We start from the raw sequence: 17,560 nt of genomic DNA, 5'->3' as shown, positions 1-17,560 counted from the left end.
CTAGAAAGGTGTAGGAAATGCCAGCACTTACTTATGAATTAATCAAAACGGAAAAGCACACGGGTGCTCGCTTAGGGCGGGTGACCACGCCGCATGGGTCATTTGAAACACCTATTTTCATGCCAGTCGGAACCCTAGCCACAGTCAAGGGACTGTCTCCTGAAGAGTTGAAGGGCTTGGGAGCAGAAATCATTCTTTCCAATACCTACCATTTGTGGTTACGCCCGGGAGATGATATCGTTAAAGAAGCTGGCGGTCTACACCAATTTATGAATTGGGACCGTCCTATCTTGACTGATTCCGGCGGTTTTCAGGTCTTCTCGCTAACTAAGATCCGCCGCCTGGAGGAGGAAGGGGTCTATTTTAGAAGTCACCTGAACGGCCACCGGCTTTTCTTAAGTCCTGAAAAAGCGATTTCCATTGAAAATAACTTAGGGGCAGACATTATTATGAGTTTGGACGAATGTCCGCCATTTGATGCTTCTTATGATTATATGAAGAATAGTATTAATCGTACGACCCGCTGGGCTGAACGGGGCTTAGCGGCCCACCAGCGTCCGGGAGACCAAGCCCTATTTGGAATTATCCAGGGGGGTGGCTATAAGGACTTAAGACTCCAGCATTGTAGTGACCCCCAAAAGTTGGACTAAGAATTCAACTTTTGGGGGTTATTTTTATGTCTAAATATTCATTAGAATTTAAACTGAATTTAGTAGGAGACTATATTGCGAAAAAAGGAAGTTATCGAACCTTAGCTAATAAAGCAGGAATAGATCCTTCTATTTTACGAAGGTGGGTTAATAACTATTATGAATTTGGTGTAGATGGTTTAAAGAAAAGGCGGACTCAACAGGTTTATACTGTTGAATTCAAATTAAATGCGATAGAATTGTATGAAAGTACGGAAATGAGTTATCGCGAATTGGCCAATTCATTAAACATGAATAATCCAAGTCTAATCGCTAATTGGCGAAGAGCTTATCATGAAAGAGGACTTGATGGCCTTTCCGCGAGGAAAGGAAGGCCACCTAAAGTGTCTAAAAAGAAATCACAAATCAATCAAATAAAGGATAGCAGCGAAACCAATCAGTTAAGTGAAGCAAAAATAAAGGAACTTGAACAACGGATTACGGATTTAGAAATTGAGAACAAATTTTTAAAAGGATTGAGGAGACGTGTGGCTCAAAGAGTCAAGCGAGAAAAGAAGAAATAGTGACCGAAATCACACGTCTCCATGATGAAAAATATGCTTTAAAAGATATTCTTAGCGTTTTAAAGTTTCCTAAATCGACCTACTTTTATTGGAAAAATAAAGATGAGGAAATTGATAAGGATGCCGATTTAAAAGAGGAAATGAAAGACATCAGAGAAACCCATAAGGATTATGGTTATCGAAGAATGCGAGCTGAACTGCTTTCCCGTGGTTATAAGGTCAGTAAAAACAAAGTTCAACGCCTAATGAAAATTATGGGGATACAGGTCACTAGCTATACTAGAAAGACAAGAAAATATAATTCCTACAAAGGAACGATTGGAGAGATAGCGCCAAATCGTATCAACCGGCGGTTTGATTCGACCATTCCTTATCAAAAAATAACAACAGACACAACAGAATTTAAATACTACTATGCCGATGATTCTGGGAATTATCAAACTGGAAAACTCTATTTAGATCCTTACATGGATCTATTTAATCGAGAAATTATTTCTTTTAAGATAACACATCAGCCTAATGGACAAAGCATGTTGGAGGGGCTACAAGCTGCCATTGAAGCAAGTAAATTATGTCCATACAGAAGAACCTTTCATTCTGATCAGGGCTGGGCCTATCAAATGAAAAGTTACACCCGGCTCTTGAAGGATCACCGAATTTTTCAAAGTATGTCTCGTAAAGGAAATTGCTTAGATAATTCGCCAATGGAGAATTTCTTTAGTCTACTAAAACAAGAAGTCTACTATGGTCGGACTTATCATTCCTTTGAAGAATTAGCACAAGCGATTGAAGATTTTATAATCTATTACAATGGTGAAAGAATCAAAGAAAAATTAGATTTTAGGAGTCCTATAGAATTTCGTCTTCATCACGCTTCTTTCGCCGCTTAATGATTACACATAAACTTTAAACTTATCAAGAGCCGCTACGCTCTTCCTCTTGACAAGTTTAAATTTCTGAGTAAATGTGTCGGCAAGAAATAAGCAAGAACTGTAAGCAACAAAAAAGAGCTGGCCAAAGGCCAACTCACTATATATAAAGTCCAACTTATTGGGGTCACCATACATGCCCAGGATTTAATTAATCTCGATTTTCCGGGTTATTCTATTGGTGGTTTATCAGTAGGAGAGTCTAAGGACGAAATGTATGCAGTCCTTGACTACCTGACACCAGTTATGCCTAGTCATAAACCCCGTTACCTGATGGGAGTGGGCAGTCCAGATGCTTTGATTGAAGGAGCCATTCGTGGGATAGATATGTTTGACTGTGTCCTTGCGACCCGGATTGCCCGTAATGGGACCTGTATGACCAGTCAGGGCCGCTTAGTGGTAAAGAACGCCACCTTTAAACGTGATTTTAGACCCTTAGATGAAGCGTGTTCTTGTTATACCTGTCAAAATTATACTCGGGCCTATATCAGACACTTGATACACACTAATGAGATCCTAGGGGCGCGGTTGACCAGTATTCATAACTTGCACTTCTTGACCGATCTCATGGCCAATGTTCGTCAAGCCATTCGTGACGATAACTTGCTTGATTTCAAGGCAGATTTCTTTGAACGCTATGGCCTTAATAAGAAAAATCCTAAGAATTTTTAGTATAATTGAGTCAATAAATAGATGGAGGTTTATAAATTATGGTAAGTATTTTATTATATATTGTGATTATTGGTGCGATGATGTATTTCTTAATGATTCGTCCTGCCAAGAAGCAACAAGAACAAAAGCAACAAATGATGGATAGCCTAACTGTTGGCGACGAAGTGGTGATGGTTTCAGGTTTACACGGGGTAGTCTCTGAAATTGACCAAGATAATAATACCGTAACTCTCGACGTTGAGGGTGTTTTCCTAGTTTTTGAACGTATGAGTGTGGCTCAAATTAAAAATCATCAAGCGGGTACTGGTCAAACTCCGACTGAGGAAGAAGATGTTCAAGCGGACAGTAATGATGATGAAACGGTTGATGTGGTGACTACCGATGAAGATACGATCCTAATCAAGGATGAGGATGAGCAATAATTGTGAAGAAGACGAACAATAGCTTATCCAAATGGCAAAGTTTATTAATTCAGCCGCTTTGTCAAAAGAAGGCGCGTGAGTTTAAACGAGCGGGTTATCCAAAAATCAGTCGCCATGATATCGAAAAATATTTTACTGACTTTGCTTGGAAACACCAATTGCCAGCTTCTTACCAGGAACGTAAGCAAGCCATTAAGCAACTGTCGATTAATCAATATTTTGATTACTTGCAATTGGAGGCAACGGTCTATGATGTTCCTTCATTAGACCACATTGATATCCAAAGTCTATTGTGATGCTTAAACAGGTTGGGTGAGAGCTCAGCCTTTTTATTTTGGCTTGGAAGAGCGCCATCATGAAAGCAGGGACCGAATTTATGCTATGATAATTTTATTAAGGAGACGAGGAGGTGACTTATGCGTCGTATTGGTGTTTTAGAATTTAGGGAGCCTAAAATCGATCCTTCTAGAAAAATTCTTCACGTGGATATGGATGCCTTCTATGCTTCAATTGAACAACGTGACCATCCCCACCTACGGGGTAAACCGGTCATCATAGCCCAGCATCCTAAAGAAAACAGTGGTAAGGGTGTCGTGGCAACGGCGAGCTATGAAGCACGAAAATTTGGCGTGCATTCTGCCATGAGTGCTAGTGAAGCCTACCGCTTATGCCCCCAGGCTTACTTTGTTAAGGGCAATAAGGACTATTACCGCAAAGTCGGTGAAGAGGTCCGCGATGTCTTCCGTGAATATACTGATATTATTGAACCTCTCTCTATCGACGAGGCTTTTCTGGATGTGACTAACAACCACTACCAACTCCTCTATGCCATGGACGTGGCTGAGCGGATTCAAAAGGATATCTATCATAAACTAGGCCTTACCTGTAGTATTGGGGTATCCTATAATAAATTTATCGCAAAATTAGCCTCTGATTTTCATAAACCTCATGGCATGACCATCATTACTCCAAAACGGGCGCTTGCCTTTTTAGAAGAGCTTCCTATTGAAAAGTTTTACGGTATTGGTAAGCGCACCAGTGAAAAAATGCATGAGTTAAATATTTATAAGGGAAAAGATCTCAAGCAATTGTCTCAAGAGGATTGTATTAATTATTTCGGTAAGGCGGGTATTGTCCTATATGAGCGGGTTAGGGGAGTGGATGACCGTCCCGTTAAAGCACGGACTAGTCGTAAGTCGAATGGCACGGAAACGACCCTATATCCCTTTCTCTACCATGATGATCAAGTTAATGATGTCTTAAGACATCTCGCCCAAAAGGTAGCCAGTAGCTTGCAAGACAAAAATATTCAAGGGCAAACAGTGACTTTGAAATTCCGCTATGGCAATTTTGAAACCACCACCCGCCAACGAGCCTTGAAAGATCCGATTAACTCTTATGATGATATTTATTTCCATGCCCAAGACTTGTGGGAACAATATGGTGATGTTAGTCAAGGGGTTCGATTACTAGGTATAACCTTGAGTGATTTATTAACCGTGGATTTTGAAAATATTCGGCTACCCTTGTATTAGTGAACGAAGAGGAAGAAAAATGACTACTAAGCATGAACAAGTAATTCAATATATTAAAGACCTTCCCGTCGACCACAGCATTTCGGTCAGGAGTCTAGCACGCAACCTGGACGTGTCCCAAGGGACCGCCTATCGGGGGATTAAGGAGGCGGAGAACCGTGGCCTCGTTCAAACCATAGACCGGGTAGGGACAGTCCGGGTTGAAGAGGCGGAAAGTCCTAAATACCAAGCTATGTCAGTAGGAGAAGTCGTCTCTTTGACTAATGCTAAGGTCTTTGGCGGTGAAGAGGGACTGGACTATATGATCCGTGACTTTATTATTGGAGCTATGAAGGTCTCTTCGATTGCTAGCTATTTGAAACCCAACCTCCTGATGATCACGGGGAACCGGGACAATGTTCAAGAACTGGCCTTATCCCACGATGTTCCTGTTATTATTTCTGGGGGCTTTAGCCCGAGTCAAAGGATGGTCGACTTGGCTAACCAACGCCAAATTCCTTTGCTTGGCGTGAGCTTTGACTCTTATTCGACGGTTAAGATTATTAATAAGGTCCTGGTTGAGCGAGCAATTCAACAAAATATTGTCCTGGTCGAAGATATTTATGTCCCCTTAGACCGGGTCAAGTTCCTCTTTCAGGACGACAAGGTGAGCCGCTACCGGCAGTTGAATGAAGAGAGTAACCATACGCGTTTTCCTGTCCTCAATCATAACTATGAAGTGGTCGGAGTCATTGCAGCTAAGGATATTCTCGATGCTAATGCAGAGACCCCCATTGTTGAAGTCATGACCCCTTCGCCCTTGGTAGCTAAATTAAAAATGAGTGTGGCCAGTATCACTCAGCTCATGCTGTGGGATAATTTAGAAATGGCCCCTGTGGTTGATGACCAGGGGAAGTTAGTGGGGATTATGTCCCGGCAAGATGTCCTCTATACCATGCAGTTTAACGAAAACGCTGCCTACAAAGATTATCGCTTAGAGATTCTATTAAACGATAAGCTCAAACGTGCGGCCAGTGACCGGTCGGAATTATTTTATACCTTCCAAAGTGATGGATCTTTTGCTAACCACCTGGGGACCCTATCGGAGAGTCTCCTAGCCACCCTGATCAATGTGGCAACTTGCCGGTATGTAAAAGACGCTATCGGGGAGTTAGCTATTATTGAATCAATGAATTACTATTACTTTGCCGCTGTTGACTGCGACAAATCCATTCAAATCTATCCTGAAATGCTTTACCACAGTAGACAAAATTGTAAGATAAGTATTAAAGTCTACTACCAGCAATTAAATATTGCCCAAGCCATTATATCCGTCAATTTATTTAGACAGTAATTAAACCATATAGAAAGAGTGAAAACTTATGATTAGTGATATCATTCAAGCCATTAAAGACTATGAAACGATAATTATCCACCGCCATGTCAACCCAGACCCAGATGCCTTGGGATCACAAATGGGACTCAAGGCTGTCTTAGAAGCCACTTATCCTGAGAAAAATATTTATGCTGCTGGGGAAGATGAGCCGTCCTTGGCTAATTTTGGTCAAATGGATGCTATCCCTGACGAACTTTACTCTGAGGCCTTAGTCATCATCAATGATACGGCCAACACTGAACGTATTGATGACCAACGTTATCAAAAAGCCAAAATGGTGATTAAAGTGGACCACCACCCTAACCATGACAGTTATGGGGATATCAACTATGTCCTGCCAGAGGCTAGTGCGGCCAGTGAAATTTGGGCGGATATTCTTTTGAGTCATCCGGAGACTTTTACTATGACTGACCAGGGAGCAGAATATTTCTTCTTAGGCATCGTAGGCGATACTGGGCGTTTTTTATATGATAATACCTCAGTAAAAACCATGGCCATTGCCACCGAATTACGTAAATACGATTTCCCTGCTAGCGAACGCATGCAGGCATCCTTAACTGAAACCATGGGTCAAGCGCGCTTGAAAGGCTATGTCCTAGAAAACTTTAAATTAAGCGAAGATGGCTTGGTTAATGCGGTCTTTATTAGCCAAGAAGTCTTAAAGGAATTGGGAGTAACCGAGGCGGAATCCCATAATATTGTGCAAACACCGGGATCGATCCAAGGGGTGCTGGCCTGGGTAATTTTTGTTGAAAAGTCTGATGGCTCCATGCGCTGTCGCATTCGCAGTAAGGGGCCAACTATTAATGAAATTGCCCAAGCCCATGAAGGGGGAGGACATGCCAAGGCTTCAGGCGCCAATGCCTATTCAAAGGAAGAGTGCCAAGAAATTGTGTCAGAATTGAATCAAGCCGCTAAAAATTATTTAATAGAAAAAGGCAATAAGGAATAGTTTTAGACTTACTTAGGAAGTTTTTCTATTCCTTGAGACTAATCTTTCTAAAGATGAATATTTTAAAAGAGGCTGCAAGATTAATTGCAACCTCTTTTTTCAGATATAGTATGCGTAGCTCTATCGATCTTGATACCCCTTATCAAACCTGCTCCAAGCGCAGAGCAAGCGTCCATTTCAGAAAATGACGAAAAATTCTCATTAAAAATTTTTACGTCTTTTTCTTCCAATGGTCTTACTCTTTGATGCGCTTGTCGCACTCTCTCTTCTTAGTATTGTGGGTTGATCCAGCGGCGGCCGTCGCTTTCGATGAGATCTTTGGCAGCTTCAGGGCCCTTGGTCATGGCGGGATAGTTAGGGAAGCTTGGGGGGTCGAGTTGTGACCAGACCTCCTTAATGGAGTCGGCGATCCGCCATTGTTCTTTGAGCTCATCCCAGGTCGTAAATAGCATCTGATTACCAAGGAAGGCGTAGTAGATGAGAATTTCGTAGGATTCACTGGCTACCCGGGATTCGAGAATTTCCTTATCGGGCAGCATGCGCATGGTTTGCGGTTTAAAGCCCCCTTTAAAGGCTTTTTGATTCATGGAGACTTCTAAGCCGTATTCAGGGGTAATTACAAAGGTCATCCGGTTAGGTGAATCACAGGTCGACAAGTTATCCTTGAGGACCGCTTCAACTGTGGTGTATTTTCCGCTGCTGAGTGCCTTACCTGTTCGGAAATAAAAGGGGGTTCCCTGCCAGCGATCATTATTGATGCGGAACTTACCAGCGACAAAGGTTTCGGTACTACTGTCTTCACTAACGCCTTCCAGGTCGCGATAGGCCGGCTCACTCCCATCTTCTGCTTGGCCGTATTGGCCGCGGACGATATTAGTTTGGACCGTTTCGAGGTCAAAAGAAGGGATTTCTCTTAAAAAGGCTTCTTTTTTCGGATGGAGGTCGTCTTGAGACCTGGGTAAGTCCATGCCTACAAAGGAGATCACTTGTAGGATATGGTTTTGGAACATATCTAAGAGGGCTCCAGTTTGGTCATAATAGCCCCCCCGACTCCCCACTGGTAAATCTTCTGACAGGGTGACTTGGAAGTGGTCAATATAGTTGTGGTTCCAGATGGCTTCGAAAAAGGGATTATATTGCCGGGTTGCCCAAATATTTAGGACGCTTTCTTTACCGACATAGTGGTCAATCCGGTAAATATCACTTTCTGCAAAGGAGATATTAAGGGCCTGATTGAGTGATTGGGCAGAAGCCAGGTCAACACCAAAGGGCTTTTCTAAAATTACCCGATGGTTACCAGGAATATCAATAATACCGGTTTTCTTTAAGTGGTGTGAAGTGATCTCAAAGAGACTAGGGGCAATGGATAAGTAATAAAGAAAGTTCTTATCAGTTTGATATTGCTTTTGCAGGGCTAGCATTTTGTCCTTGAGTAAGATATAATCTTCTGTTTGTGAAGCATCATTTGAGATATAATAAAAATGCTTGGCAAATTCACCAGCCACTGGTCTCAAACTGTCATCCTTGGTGTAGTTAATAATTGATTCAACGATGATCTCATGATAATGTGCATCTGTCCAAGGGCGACGAGAAGTGCCGATCAAGGCAAAACGTTGGCTTAACCAGCCTTGTTGGTAGAGGTGAAATAAAGAGGGATATAATTTCCGTTGGGCAAGGTCACCGGATGCCCCAAAGAGGACAATGATTCCCGAAACTTGTTGGTCCATTGTGATAAGTCCTTTCATTTTTTCATTTTCAGAGTGGTTTTATTATAGAATGTCTATCAGCTGAATGCAATCTGGCGAGCAGGTCTTTATAAACCTTAAATTATAACTACTAGTCCTTGGCTTGGCAAGTTGTATTTTAATCTAACAATCATCGCTTAAGTCTTAAAAGCTAAAGGAGAATTTTATGTCATTTAAAGATTACCATTTCCAGCCTTTTATTGAGGCGGCCTTAGAAAAATTAGCCTTTAAAGAACCTACCCCGATTCAAAAGAAAGTTATTCCCGTTATTCAAGCAGGAAAAAGCCTAGTTGCCCAAAGTCAAACCGGATCAGGGAAGTCCCATGCTTTCTTGCTCCCCTTAATTGACCAATTAAAACCGGCTAATTTTACCCAATTAGTCATTACGGCACCGAGCCGGGAATTAGCTGACCAGTTGTATCAAACCGCCCAACAGCTTGTTGGTGATAGTGACTTTGATTTTCATATTGAAAGGGCCTATGGGGGGACCGACACCAAGCGGCAAAAAGAACGCTTAGAAAATCAAGACCCACAAGTGGTGATTGGGACTCCAGGTCGCTTATTAGACTTAGTGACTGAAGGGTCGATCAATGTCCATAAAGTAGAACACTTTGTTGTGGATGAGGCGGATATGACTTTGGATATGGGCTTTTTACATACGGTTGACCAAATCGCCAGTCGGATGCCCGATGATTTGAAGATTTACGTCTTTTCCGCCACCATCCCAGAGAAATTACGTCCCTTCCTTAGAAAGTACTTGGAACATCCAGAATGGATCCAAGTTGCCAACGAAAAGCTGATTTCCCCAACTATTACCAATATCTTACTCCCCTTAAGAGGGCGGTCCAAAGATGACCTGCTCAAGCAAGCCTTAACCATGGGCGAACCCTATTTGGTCCTTATTTTTGCAAATACCATCGAGGAAGTGGACCAACTCTATTTAAAACTCAAGCAGTGGGGGCTATCGGTAGCTAAGTTGCACGGCGATCTGGACAGTCGCGAACGGCGGCGGGTCATGCGTCAAATCCAACACCTTGATTATCAATATGTGGTGGCTACGGATCTAGCTGCCCGCGGGATTGACATTGAAGGGGTCTCCCATGTGGTTAACTATGATATTCCTAAAGAGTTAGAATTCTTTATCCACCGGGTAGGCCGTACGGGGCGGCAAGGAATGAAGGGCATTGCCTTGACCTTCTACCATCCTGACCAAGAAAAGGCGATTCGCTGGTTAGAAGATCGTGGGATCCACTTTGAGGTGAAAGACATTAAAAACGGTCAATGGGTCGAAGTCAAAGACCATAAGGAACGGCAATTAAGAAAAGACCGCCACCAAGAGGAAACGGACCACGTTGTTAAGGGGATGATTAACCGTAATAAGAAAAGGAAAGTTAAACCCGGTTATAAGAAAAAACTCGACCGGCAAATTAAAGCATATAAACGAGACAAATATAATAAAAAACAAAGACAAACTGCTCGGCAAAAACGCAAGCAAAATAAAGAAAACAACCGTTAAAAAAATGCGCTCCAGCGAGCGCATTTTTTAGTCATCATTTTTATCGGTATGATCAAGGTCATCTTTTTGGCCTCGGGCGGTGTCTTCATCTTGTTTGTCTAAGTTTACTAAGTTCTTATCGTTTTTCACTTGATCTTTGTTGGCGTCCCATTGCTTAGGGTCAATCTTTACCACTTTAATCTGTTTGGTAAAGGCCCAGATACGGATTAAAGCAGTAAAGAGGATGATGTAAAAAGAAAAGGTTACTTGGTAACCAAAGAGATGAACCAATTGGATAAGAACTAGAGGAAAAGTCATGGCCGTTAGGGCAAAATTATAGCGCTTGCCAAGGGTCAATTGCAATTTACGGGTAATGGCCATGGGTGCCATAAACAAGGCAATCACTAGGGCTAATAGACTTACCTGTAAGCTATTAAATAGAAAAATCCCTAAAAAGACTAAGAGATAGACCCAAGGTTGGAATTGTGTCAGGCTTTGGATGATTTGCTTTTGCCCTTGGCTATCTAAGTCCGTGCTAAAGTCAGCATAAGGAAAGCTTTGTTGCTGACCCATAAAGGAGAATGTGATATTTTTGGGTTGGTATAAATGGTTAGGGCTGATGAATCGATTTTTTTAAGGTCTTCTTGACTGATTTGGTCTTTGGGATTATAGACATAGTTTAAGAAATCAGTCTTATTGATAAAGGCCTGGTCCTTTTCGCTGACTAGTTGGTTATTTTCAATTGTAAAATCGGGTATGGATTGGATAATGCTGGGCCCATTGCCTCTCACCGTATGAAGTAGCTGGTAGCTGGGTTGGATAGCCGGTAGGGTCATCATAAGGCTCAATAATAAAATGTAGACTAATTTATGCTTCAAAGTCATATAAAAAGCCACAAGTGTATCTTTAAAGCGAAAGATACTATCAAAGAATAAACGTAAGGTTTTCAAAATTTTCCTCCTCATTAAACAGTCTTTGCATCAGTTTAGTATAGCAAAAAATTAACCGAGTCCGCTTAGAAAATCGCTTTTTTACTAATATTTAAAGACTCTAGCTTGGTTAAAAAGTTCTTACAAGCACCATTTTATCAATAAATAGGATAAAATAAACTATATTGAGTAAAGGAGGTGAAGTCAATGGCCTTATTTGATGATCTAGCAGGAGATTATGATAGCTGGTACCAAGGGGAAGTCGGGGCTTTTGTCGATCAGATTGAAGCGGACCTGGCTTTTTCCTTAGTTGATGTTCAGGCAGGCATGTCGGTCTTAGATGCAGGTTGCGGCACAGGCAATTATAGCATCCGCCTGGCTCAAGCGGGAGCTCAAGTGCAAGCGATCGATATTTCCAGCCAAATGTTAAAAGAAGCAAAAAGGAAAGCGGAGACGCTGGACCTGCCCATTGCCTTTCAAAAAATGGATATGAATCACTTAGATTTCCCCAGGGAGACGTTTGACCTGATCTTTTCTATGACCGCTATTGAATTTATTGCGGATTTAGAAGCCTTTATTGCCTCCTGCTTTGACTTATTAAAGCCGGGGGGCTATCTCTTAATCGGTTCCATTACTGAGTCTGGAGACTGGGGGCAATACTATCAAGAGAAAAAAGACTCCATTTATAATTATGCCCATTTCCGAGATACCCAAGACTTTATAAAACACTACCCTAAGCAGTTTCTTGGCTACCGCGAAGGGCTATATCTCCCTGTTCACCCTGATGTTGACCTTGATTTAGCCAGTCAGGAAGCCAACTATGCTAAATCCGCTAGCCCAAGTTTCACCTGTGTGCTCTGGCAAAAAGCTGGAGAGAAATAATATTCATCAAGCAAAAAAAATGCATCCTTCAAAACGATGATTGGATGCATTTTCTAATTGTTTTATTTCCGTTTGATTCGGTAAAGCGACCACAAAACAAGGATATGGGATAAGGAAATAATCACACCTAAGGTTAATCCTTGGGGACGAAAACGGAGTTCTAGTTGATTTTCTCCTTGGGGGATTTCTTTAATGACCATCATACTCCGGTCTAAAACCGATTCCAAATTGACTTTTTTACCATTGACCTGGGCCCGCCAGCCTTCATTATAGGGGATGGCAAGGAGGAGAGCTTGGTCATTCGCTTTGCCTTCAAAGCTTCCTTTAATGTGGTTATCAGTGAAGCGGTTAATATGTAGTTTTTGATCCGCCACGCTATTCATCACCTGATCGAAAGTTTGGTTAGCTAAGGAATAGAGGTTTAGCTGGGAAAGGTTGATACTATCCGCTTTTACCTCGATGGTAAAAATCCTTTCTCCCGGGGTGGATTGGTTGGCAATATTAAAGACTTGGGTAGAATTGTAACTTTTATCATAGTTTAGCTTTTTGCCATCTAAGTAATATGTCACATCGTCCTCCGATAAATCCCCTGGTACAGTCAAGTAGTAGGCTTGCTTGCTATCAATTTTTAGGGTAAAGTCGATAAAACTTTTACTCTCTCGGTCCTTCTTATGGTAGCTGGTATTAATCCGACTGGGGTCATCACTTTCTAGGTTAGTTAAATCCATTCGCTTAAAGTCTCTGACCTGGAAGAAATCCAGAGAGCTGTCCTTAGTCGATCGATCGTCTTGATCATTGAGATAGGCCAAGAGTTTATCTTGGTTATCGATCGGTTGGTCAGGCTTTAAGTCCATTTGACTGATCGCTTCATTGACTAGAAAGCCGAGCGACAGGGCGTAGGGGTTCTTAAAAACAGAAAAACCTTGGACCTGGTCAAGCAGAGGATAATGGTTAAAATCGGGACGGTGGCTAACTAAGCGGCGTTCATAGGCCTTATCTTCGATCTCTTTTTGGCTTTGGACTTGACTATTAATCAGATACCTAACATTAAAGAGGCTATCCGTTACCAGGCTGCCATTCGAGTAATTGACTGAACCAGTGGTTGTCGGTTGGCCCAAAGCTTTAAAAAGCTCGGTGGTCGATCTTTCAATGGTTGAATTAAAATGGTCTAATCCATAGTAGGACAATTGCATGGGGTCATTTTTAGTCCGTTGAAAGGTCTTAGCAATGCGGTAGAAATCTTCGCCGGAATCATCCTGTAAACGAGCTAAAAGCGGTTGACTGACTTCTAAATACTGGGCATAGCTGTCATAGTTCAGATAAGAAATAGAGTTTAAGGTTAAAGCAGTATTGGTCATGCTTTCAATCAAAGCCAAGGCAGACAAAAGTAGCAAGGGAGCCGTTTTCTTACTGGAGTGACTGAGATAGTAAAGGCCAAAAAAACTAAACACAAAGGCTATTGTTGAGAAAAGTAGGCTATTAGGGCTAATATAAGAAAAATCCTGGTAGTGTAAGGCCAAGGTCAGGGTAGATAAACCAATTAGGCAAAGGGTCACAATGGCTGGCTGATTACTGAGAGGCTCTACTTGTCTTAAAGTCCGATAAGCTAGGTAAAGGACGAAAAAGGAAAAGACAAAGGAAAAACGGTAGGGGTACCAGATAGGATATTGAAAGCCATGCCAAATTAAATTTAAGGCTTTAACATTCATGGACAAGAGTAAGAAAGCTAAGACCAAAAAACTCATCAGTTTTTCCTGCCAGCTGAACCGCCTTTGCAGGAAAAACACTAGGCCAGCTAAAATGGCCAGGGAAGGAACAAAGATATTAGGTAACCCCTCCGGCATTTGGTCAAAGTTAAAGGGGCCAACCACCAATTTGCTGATAAGCTGCCAGAGTGGATAGGCAAAGGACCAGTCAAAACGAAGCTCTTGGTAGCTGCCTTTACTTTGGGCCAGGGCAAAGTAGGTCGGAATAAGGGTGAAAGCCGCTAGTCCGGCGCCTGCCAGGGAAGACAAAATAAAGCGCAGGACTCTAGTAAAATATTGCTTGAATGAGAATCTTGCTGGTTTAAGTCTCTTGGTAAATTGGGCGCCAAAGAGTTCATAAAGAAAGAAGAGCACAGCAAAAAGACAAACCATATAACCGATATAATAATTGGCTATCAATAAGAGAGCCAGGCTAATGATATAATAAGTGCTCCTTTTGTGGTGGATAAGGTCTTGGATGCCTAGGATGATTAAGGGCAAGAAGACCAGGCCATCTAACCACATGATGTTGAGTTGGTTAGCTGAAAAATAGCCCATTAAACTATAGAAACAGGCAAAGCTGATGGTCAAGGGACCGTGGTCGCCATAATTTTTGTAAAGTAGCCAGAGAAAACTGGCACTAGCAGCAGCGCTCTTGGCTAGGACCAGGCAGACACAGGCTATGGGTAGAGCCTTTTGGGGAAATAGGAGGAGTAGGAGGTTAAAGGGACTCATTAAATAATAAGTCCAAGTTCCTACCATCTCTCCTCCCATTCCCTTTTGGAAAGAGTAGAAGATTTGCTGCCAATTGCCTAGCAGGGTCTCCCGGTAATATTGGAAGAAATCAATATACTGCTGGCCTAAGTCCACAGTTAAAATCGTCTGATTGCCAAAGGGAAAGATACCTTGAAACAGGTAAATAAAGACCAGGATTAAAACTGGGAGGCCGGCCGCTAATAAGAGCGACCGTTTAACTGCATTTATTTTGGAAAAATTCTTCATTAAAGACACCGTGTTAACTCCTTAAAGATGCTTTATTTCACCTTAGCTTAGCACAAATTAATTTATCAGAACATGGCAAGGACAAGAGATCTTTCAAAGAATTTATAAAAGTCTACTTTCAGTCAGACAAAATCATAGAAATCGATTATAATGATAGGTGACTTGCTTTTTAGAAAGTGAGTGTTGGCACTTAATGACGATAAGAAAAAGAAAGTAGGTGAAGGCATGTCGCATGACTTTGATAAGTCAGCTAAGCGCAAGGGGAGAGAAAAACAAGCCCAGGTTAATTCCAAGACTTTACGGCGGAAATCGCCCCATTGGCATAATTACCTGAATCGGCTAAACATTTTACTTTATATTGTATTTATTTTATTTGCTCTGCTTATCTTCCGCTTAGGCTACTTACAGGTTGTTAATGGTCAAGCCTTCCAAGAACTGGTCCACATGACTGAAAAGAATATGTCTGAAGAAAGTGTTCCTAGAGGTTATATTGTGGACCGTAACCATAAGATGTTGGTGGATAACGAGGGACTACAAGCCATTAATTACACCCGAGGCCCCAATGTCACGGGAGAAGATATAGCCAAGACTGCCCGGAAATTAGCTAGTTTTATTCATTTGGATACTGGGGAAGTCACAGAACGAGACCGAAAAGATTATTGGATTGCCAGCAATCAAGACCGCTTAAATGAGCGGATGTCAGAAGAAGACTTGCGGCTAAGGGATAGTGAACTTTATGAGAAGCAATTATCCTACGTCTCTAAAGAGGATATCAATTTTTCTGGGGATGATCTCGAAGCGGTTCTGATTTATAAGCGCATGAATGGGGCCTACGCCCTCACACCAACCTTGATTAAAAACAAGGATGTCAGCAATGAAGAAATTGCCCTGGTCAGTGAGCATAGTAATGAAATGCCTGGGGTCAATACCACCATGGATTGGCGCAGAGAATATCCACAAAAAGATTTACTCCGTTCAGTAATCGGTAGCGTGACTTCTGAAGAAGAAGGATTGCCGAGTGATAAGGCTGAATACTACCTGGCCCAAGGTTATGCCCGCAATGACCGGGTCGGTAAGTCTTACCTGGAAGCCATGCATGAAGATACCCTGCACGGCGCCAAGACCAAGTACGAAACTGAAATTAACCAAAGAGGCGAGGTCGTTAGAACCGACAAGGCATATCCTGGCTCCATGGGAAATACCGTTCAACTGACCATTGATACTGATTTTCAAAAGAAAATTGAAGAAATTTTGGAAGGCTACTTGCACGGGTCAAGTACCGGTAAAAATAATTCCATCTATGTGGTAGCCAGTGACCCTAATAATGGGGAGATCCTGGCCATGGCTGGTAAATACCGCAATGAACATGGCGAAATCATTGACGATGCCCTGGGAACTATTAATTCGTCCTTTACCATGGGATCTACAGTCAAAGGAGCCACAGTTGGGGCCGGTTACCATTATGGCGTCTTAAAACCGGGTCAAGAAAATATCTTTATTGACCAACCGCTTTACTTTACTGGGACACCAAGGAAGGCTTCCTGGTGGGCAGCCCACAATACTAGCCCCGTTCCTATTAATGATGTCATGGCTCTGGCAAGGTCTTCCAATGTCTATATGATCCGGACTGCAATGGCTATCGGGGGCTTACCCAACTATGAAGCAGGGATGTCCTTGGCTGGTTTAGATCCAGAAACGGGTAATAAGTTGCGTAATTTTTACCATCAATTTGGTTTAGGAAGCTCGACCGGTATTGACCTACAAAATGAAGTGACTGGTCTGGAAGGTGAAGGGGGTAACCCTGGTAACTATATTGACTTGGCTTTTGGTCAATATGATACCTATACGCCCATGCAATTGAACCAATATGTAGCAACTATCGCTAACGGTGGTAAACGCTATGCCAGCCATGTGCTTAAACAAGTGCTCAGAGAAAATGGTGAGCATGAGTCTGACACCCCTCAAGTGGTTTATCAAAACCAACCTAAATTGTTGAATGCCGTACAATTAAGTCCAGAAGAACTGGGACGAATTCAACAAGGTTTCTGGTCAGCAGCCAACCATCCCCAAGGTCTCTCATATAATGAATTTAGAGGTTTCCCGGTGACTATTGCTGCTAAAACTGGTACGGCGGAAACAGGGACCGAAGGGATAATTAACTCGACCTTTGTTTCTTACGCGCCTTACGAACACCCTAAGATTGCCTTATCGGTAGTCATTCCTGAAATCAGTGCCTCAGCTTATGATAAGACAGCAGAAGTTGTTGGACACAAAGTCTTGGATGCCTATTACCATAAAAATAATTAAAGGGCATTTTTATAAAAAGTTTGAAAAGCACTGAGAACTATGGTAGACTTTTAAGGTATGATTAAAAATCTATGATAAATTATTGATCTGATGGAGGGAAAATAATGCGTATTAACATTCTTTTAGAAAATACGGAACTTAAGGGCGAACGCATTTACTTAACAGAAAAAAATCGTCGTAATAACCCTGACCGTATTGAATTAAAAAAATATAGTCCAAAATTACGTAAAGTATGCTTATTTAGAGAAGTTAAAAAATAATAAGTACTTAAACGGGTTGAAAAGAGGTAGTGAAAGAGATCGCTGCCTCTTTTTTTAACTAAAGGAATAGCTTTTTTCTTCATCGCTAAAATATGGT

At 41.9% G+C, this 17,560-nt stretch carries 15 protein-coding genes and 2 pseudogenes; 12 read left to right on the top strand and 5 right to left on the bottom strand.

Annotation, left to right across the window (positions count from 1 at the left end; translation table 11 throughout):
* Positions 1 to 17 precede the first annotated feature (17 nt).
* From HMPREF9243_RS07160 to HMPREF9243_RS07120, 8 genes and pseudogenes are all read left to right on the top strand, one after another.
* A pseudogene (locus HMPREF9243_RS07160) lies at positions 18 to 647 on the top strand (tRNA guanosine(34) transglycosylase Tgt); the annotation flags it as partial.
* 29 nt (positions 648 to 676) lie between these two features.
* Positions 677 to 2,103, top strand: a protein-coding gene (locus tag HMPREF9243_RS10360; RefSeq protein ID WP_101560582.1) for an IS3 family transposase whose coding sequence is annotated in 2 segments (ribosomal slippage) — positions 677 to 1,187 and positions 1,187 to 2,103 — 1,428 coding nt in all. Because the reading frame shifts where the segments join, the coding sequence is not laid out codon by codon here.
* Positions 2,104 to 2,280: 177 nt separating this feature from the next.
* A pseudogene (locus tag HMPREF9243_RS07145) lies at positions 2,281 to 2,814 on the top strand (tRNA-guanine transglycosylase); the annotation flags it as partial.
* Positions 2,815 to 2,852: 38 nt separating this feature from the next.
* Positions 2,853 to 3,236 (top strand): preprotein translocase subunit YajC, encoded by a 384-nt coding sequence (gene yajC, locus HMPREF9243_RS07140; protein ID WP_013668841.1) that lies wholly within the window; start codon positions 2,853 to 2,855, stop codon positions 3,234 to 3,236.
* Between the two features lie 2 nt (positions 3,237 to 3,238).
* A complete protein-coding gene (locus tag HMPREF9243_RS07135) occupies positions 3,239 to 3,532 on the top strand; it encodes a post-transcriptional regulator (protein ID WP_013669407.1) in 294 nt (97 codons plus the stop codon).
* Between the two features lie 120 nt (positions 3,533 to 3,652).
* The gene (gene dinB, locus HMPREF9243_RS07130) at positions 3,653 to 4,771 is read left to right on the top strand and encodes a DNA polymerase IV (protein ID WP_013668620.1); all 1,119 of its coding nucleotides are present in this window, start codon (positions 3,653 to 3,655) and stop codon (positions 4,769 to 4,771) included.
* Positions 4,772 to 4,790: 19 nt separating this feature from the next.
* Complete coding sequence (locus HMPREF9243_RS07125; protein ID WP_013670025.1) at positions 4,791 to 6,104, top strand: DRTGG domain-containing protein; 1,314 nt, start codon at positions 4,791 to 4,793, stop codon at positions 6,102 to 6,104.
* 28 nt (positions 6,105 to 6,132) lie between these two features.
* The gene (locus HMPREF9243_RS07120; protein WP_013669298.1) at positions 6,133 to 7,098 is read left to right on the top strand and encodes a bifunctional oligoribonuclease/PAP phosphatase NrnA; all 966 of its coding nucleotides are present in this window, start codon (positions 6,133 to 6,135) and stop codon (positions 7,096 to 7,098) included.
* 80 nt (positions 7,099 to 7,178) lie between these two features.
* On the opposite strand, the gene HMPREF9243_RS10515 is transcribed toward HMPREF9243_RS07120, so the two are convergent.
* Positions 7,179 to 7,328: a hypothetical protein gene (locus tag HMPREF9243_RS10515; protein ID WP_155812001.1), complete on the bottom strand. Its 150-nt coding sequence runs from the start codon at positions 7,326 to 7,328 to the stop codon at positions 7,179 to 7,181.
* A 39-nt stretch (positions 7,329 to 7,367) separates the two neighbouring features.
* The gene (gene zwf, locus HMPREF9243_RS07115; protein WP_013669838.1) at positions 7,368 to 8,825 is read right to left on the bottom strand and encodes a glucose-6-phosphate dehydrogenase; all 1,458 of its coding nucleotides are present in this window, start codon (positions 8,823 to 8,825) and stop codon (positions 7,368 to 7,370) included.
* Between the two features lie 184 nt (positions 8,826 to 9,009).
* Here zwf and HMPREF9243_RS07110 point away from each other — a divergent pair, with 184 nt between their 5' ends.
* Positions 9,010 to 10,359 (top strand): DEAD/DEAH box helicase, encoded by a 1,350-nt coding sequence (locus tag HMPREF9243_RS07110; RefSeq protein WP_013669095.1) that lies wholly within the window; start codon positions 9,010 to 9,012, stop codon positions 10,357 to 10,359.
* 27 nt (positions 10,360 to 10,386) lie between these two features.
* Here the strand turns inward: HMPREF9243_RS07110 and HMPREF9243_RS10885 are convergent, their stop codons facing one another.
* Both HMPREF9243_RS10885 and HMPREF9243_RS10880 read right to left on the bottom strand, forming a co-directional pair.
* Positions 10,387 to 10,911, bottom strand: coding sequence for a DUF1189 family protein (locus HMPREF9243_RS10885; protein WP_013669756.1), 525 nt, complete (start codon positions 10,909 to 10,911; stop codon positions 10,387 to 10,389).
* Positions 10,863 to 11,288, bottom strand: a complete 426-nt coding sequence (locus tag HMPREF9243_RS10880; RefSeq protein ID WP_041706161.1) for a DUF1189 family protein — start codon at positions 11,286 to 11,288, stop codon at positions 10,863 to 10,865. Before HMPREF9243_RS10880 ends, HMPREF9243_RS10885 begins: the two co-directional genes overlap by 49 nt.
* Before the next feature lie 177 nt (positions 11,289 to 11,465).
* Here HMPREF9243_RS10880 and HMPREF9243_RS07095 point away from each other — a divergent pair, with 177 nt between their 5' ends.
* Positions 11,466 to 12,149, top strand: a complete 684-nt coding sequence (locus HMPREF9243_RS07095; RefSeq protein ID WP_315861758.1) for a methyltransferase domain-containing protein — start codon at positions 11,466 to 11,468, stop codon at positions 12,147 to 12,149.
* A gap of 62 nt (positions 12,150 to 12,211) precedes the next feature.
* Here HMPREF9243_RS07095 and HMPREF9243_RS07090 read toward each other — a convergent pair whose 3' ends face one another.
* Positions 12,212 to 14,896 carry a YfhO family protein gene (locus HMPREF9243_RS07090; protein ID WP_041706782.1) on the bottom strand — a complete coding sequence of 895 codons (2,685 nt, stop codon included), beginning with the start codon at positions 14,894 to 14,896 and terminating at the stop codon, positions 12,212 to 12,214.
* Between the two features lie 183 nt (positions 14,897 to 15,079).
* Here HMPREF9243_RS07090 and HMPREF9243_RS07085 point away from each other — a divergent pair, with 183 nt between their 5' ends.
* The gene (locus HMPREF9243_RS07085; RefSeq protein ID WP_013669107.1) at positions 15,080 to 17,203 is read left to right on the top strand and encodes a penicillin-binding transpeptidase domain-containing protein; all 2,124 of its coding nucleotides are present in this window, start codon (positions 15,080 to 15,082) and stop codon (positions 17,201 to 17,203) included.
* A 104-nt stretch (positions 17,204 to 17,307) separates the two neighbouring features.
* Entirely contained in the window at positions 17,308 to 17,463 is a 156-nt protein-coding gene (gene rpmG, locus HMPREF9243_RS07080) for a 50S ribosomal protein L33 (RefSeq protein WP_013670055.1), read from the top strand.
* Positions 17,464 to 17,560: the final 97 nt, after the last annotated feature.

The sequence above is a fragment of the Aerococcus sp. Group 1 genome, assembly GCF_000193205.1.
In the GTDB taxonomy this organism is placed as follows: Bacteria; Bacillota; Bacilli; order Lactobacillales; family Aerococcaceae; genus Aerococcus; species Aerococcus urinae_A.
The sequence above is the reverse complement of the archived record's forward strand: the minus strand, read 5'-3'. Positions and strand labels throughout refer to the sequence as shown.

Excerpts from the sequence above, each read along its gene's own strand:
- zwf (WP_013669838.1), bottom strand. The coding sequence starts at position 8,825 with ATGGACCAACAAGTTTCGGGAATCATTGTCCTCTTTGGGGCATCCGGT.
- HMPREF9243_RS07110 (WP_013669095.1), top strand. The coding sequence starts at position 9,010 with ATGTCATTTAAAGATTACCATTTCCAGCCTTTTATTGAGGCGGCCTTA.
- HMPREF9243_RS10885 (WP_013669756.1), bottom strand. The coding sequence starts at position 10,911 with ATGGGTCAGCAACAAAGCTTTCCTTATGCTGACTTTAGCACGGACTTA.
- HMPREF9243_RS07090 (WP_041706782.1), bottom strand. The coding sequence starts at position 14,896 with ATGAAGAATTTTTCCAAAATAAATGCAGTTAAACGGTCGCTCTTATTA.
- HMPREF9243_RS07125 (WP_013670025.1), top strand. The coding sequence starts at position 4,791 with ATGACTACTAAGCATGAACAAGTAATTCAATATATTAAAGACCTTCCC.
- dinB (WP_013668620.1), top strand. The coding sequence starts at position 3,653 with ATGCGTCGTATTGGTGTTTTAGAATTTAGGGAGCCTAAAATCGATCCT.
- rpmG (WP_013670055.1), top strand. The coding sequence starts at position 17,308 with ATGCGTATTAACATTCTTTTAGAAAATACGGAACTTAAGGGCGAACGC.
- yajC (WP_013668841.1), top strand. The coding sequence starts at position 2,853 with ATGGTAAGTATTTTATTATATATTGTGATTATTGGTGCGATGATGTAT.
- HMPREF9243_RS07120 (WP_013669298.1), top strand. The coding sequence starts at position 6,133 with ATGATTAGTGATATCATTCAAGCCATTAAAGACTATGAAACGATAATT.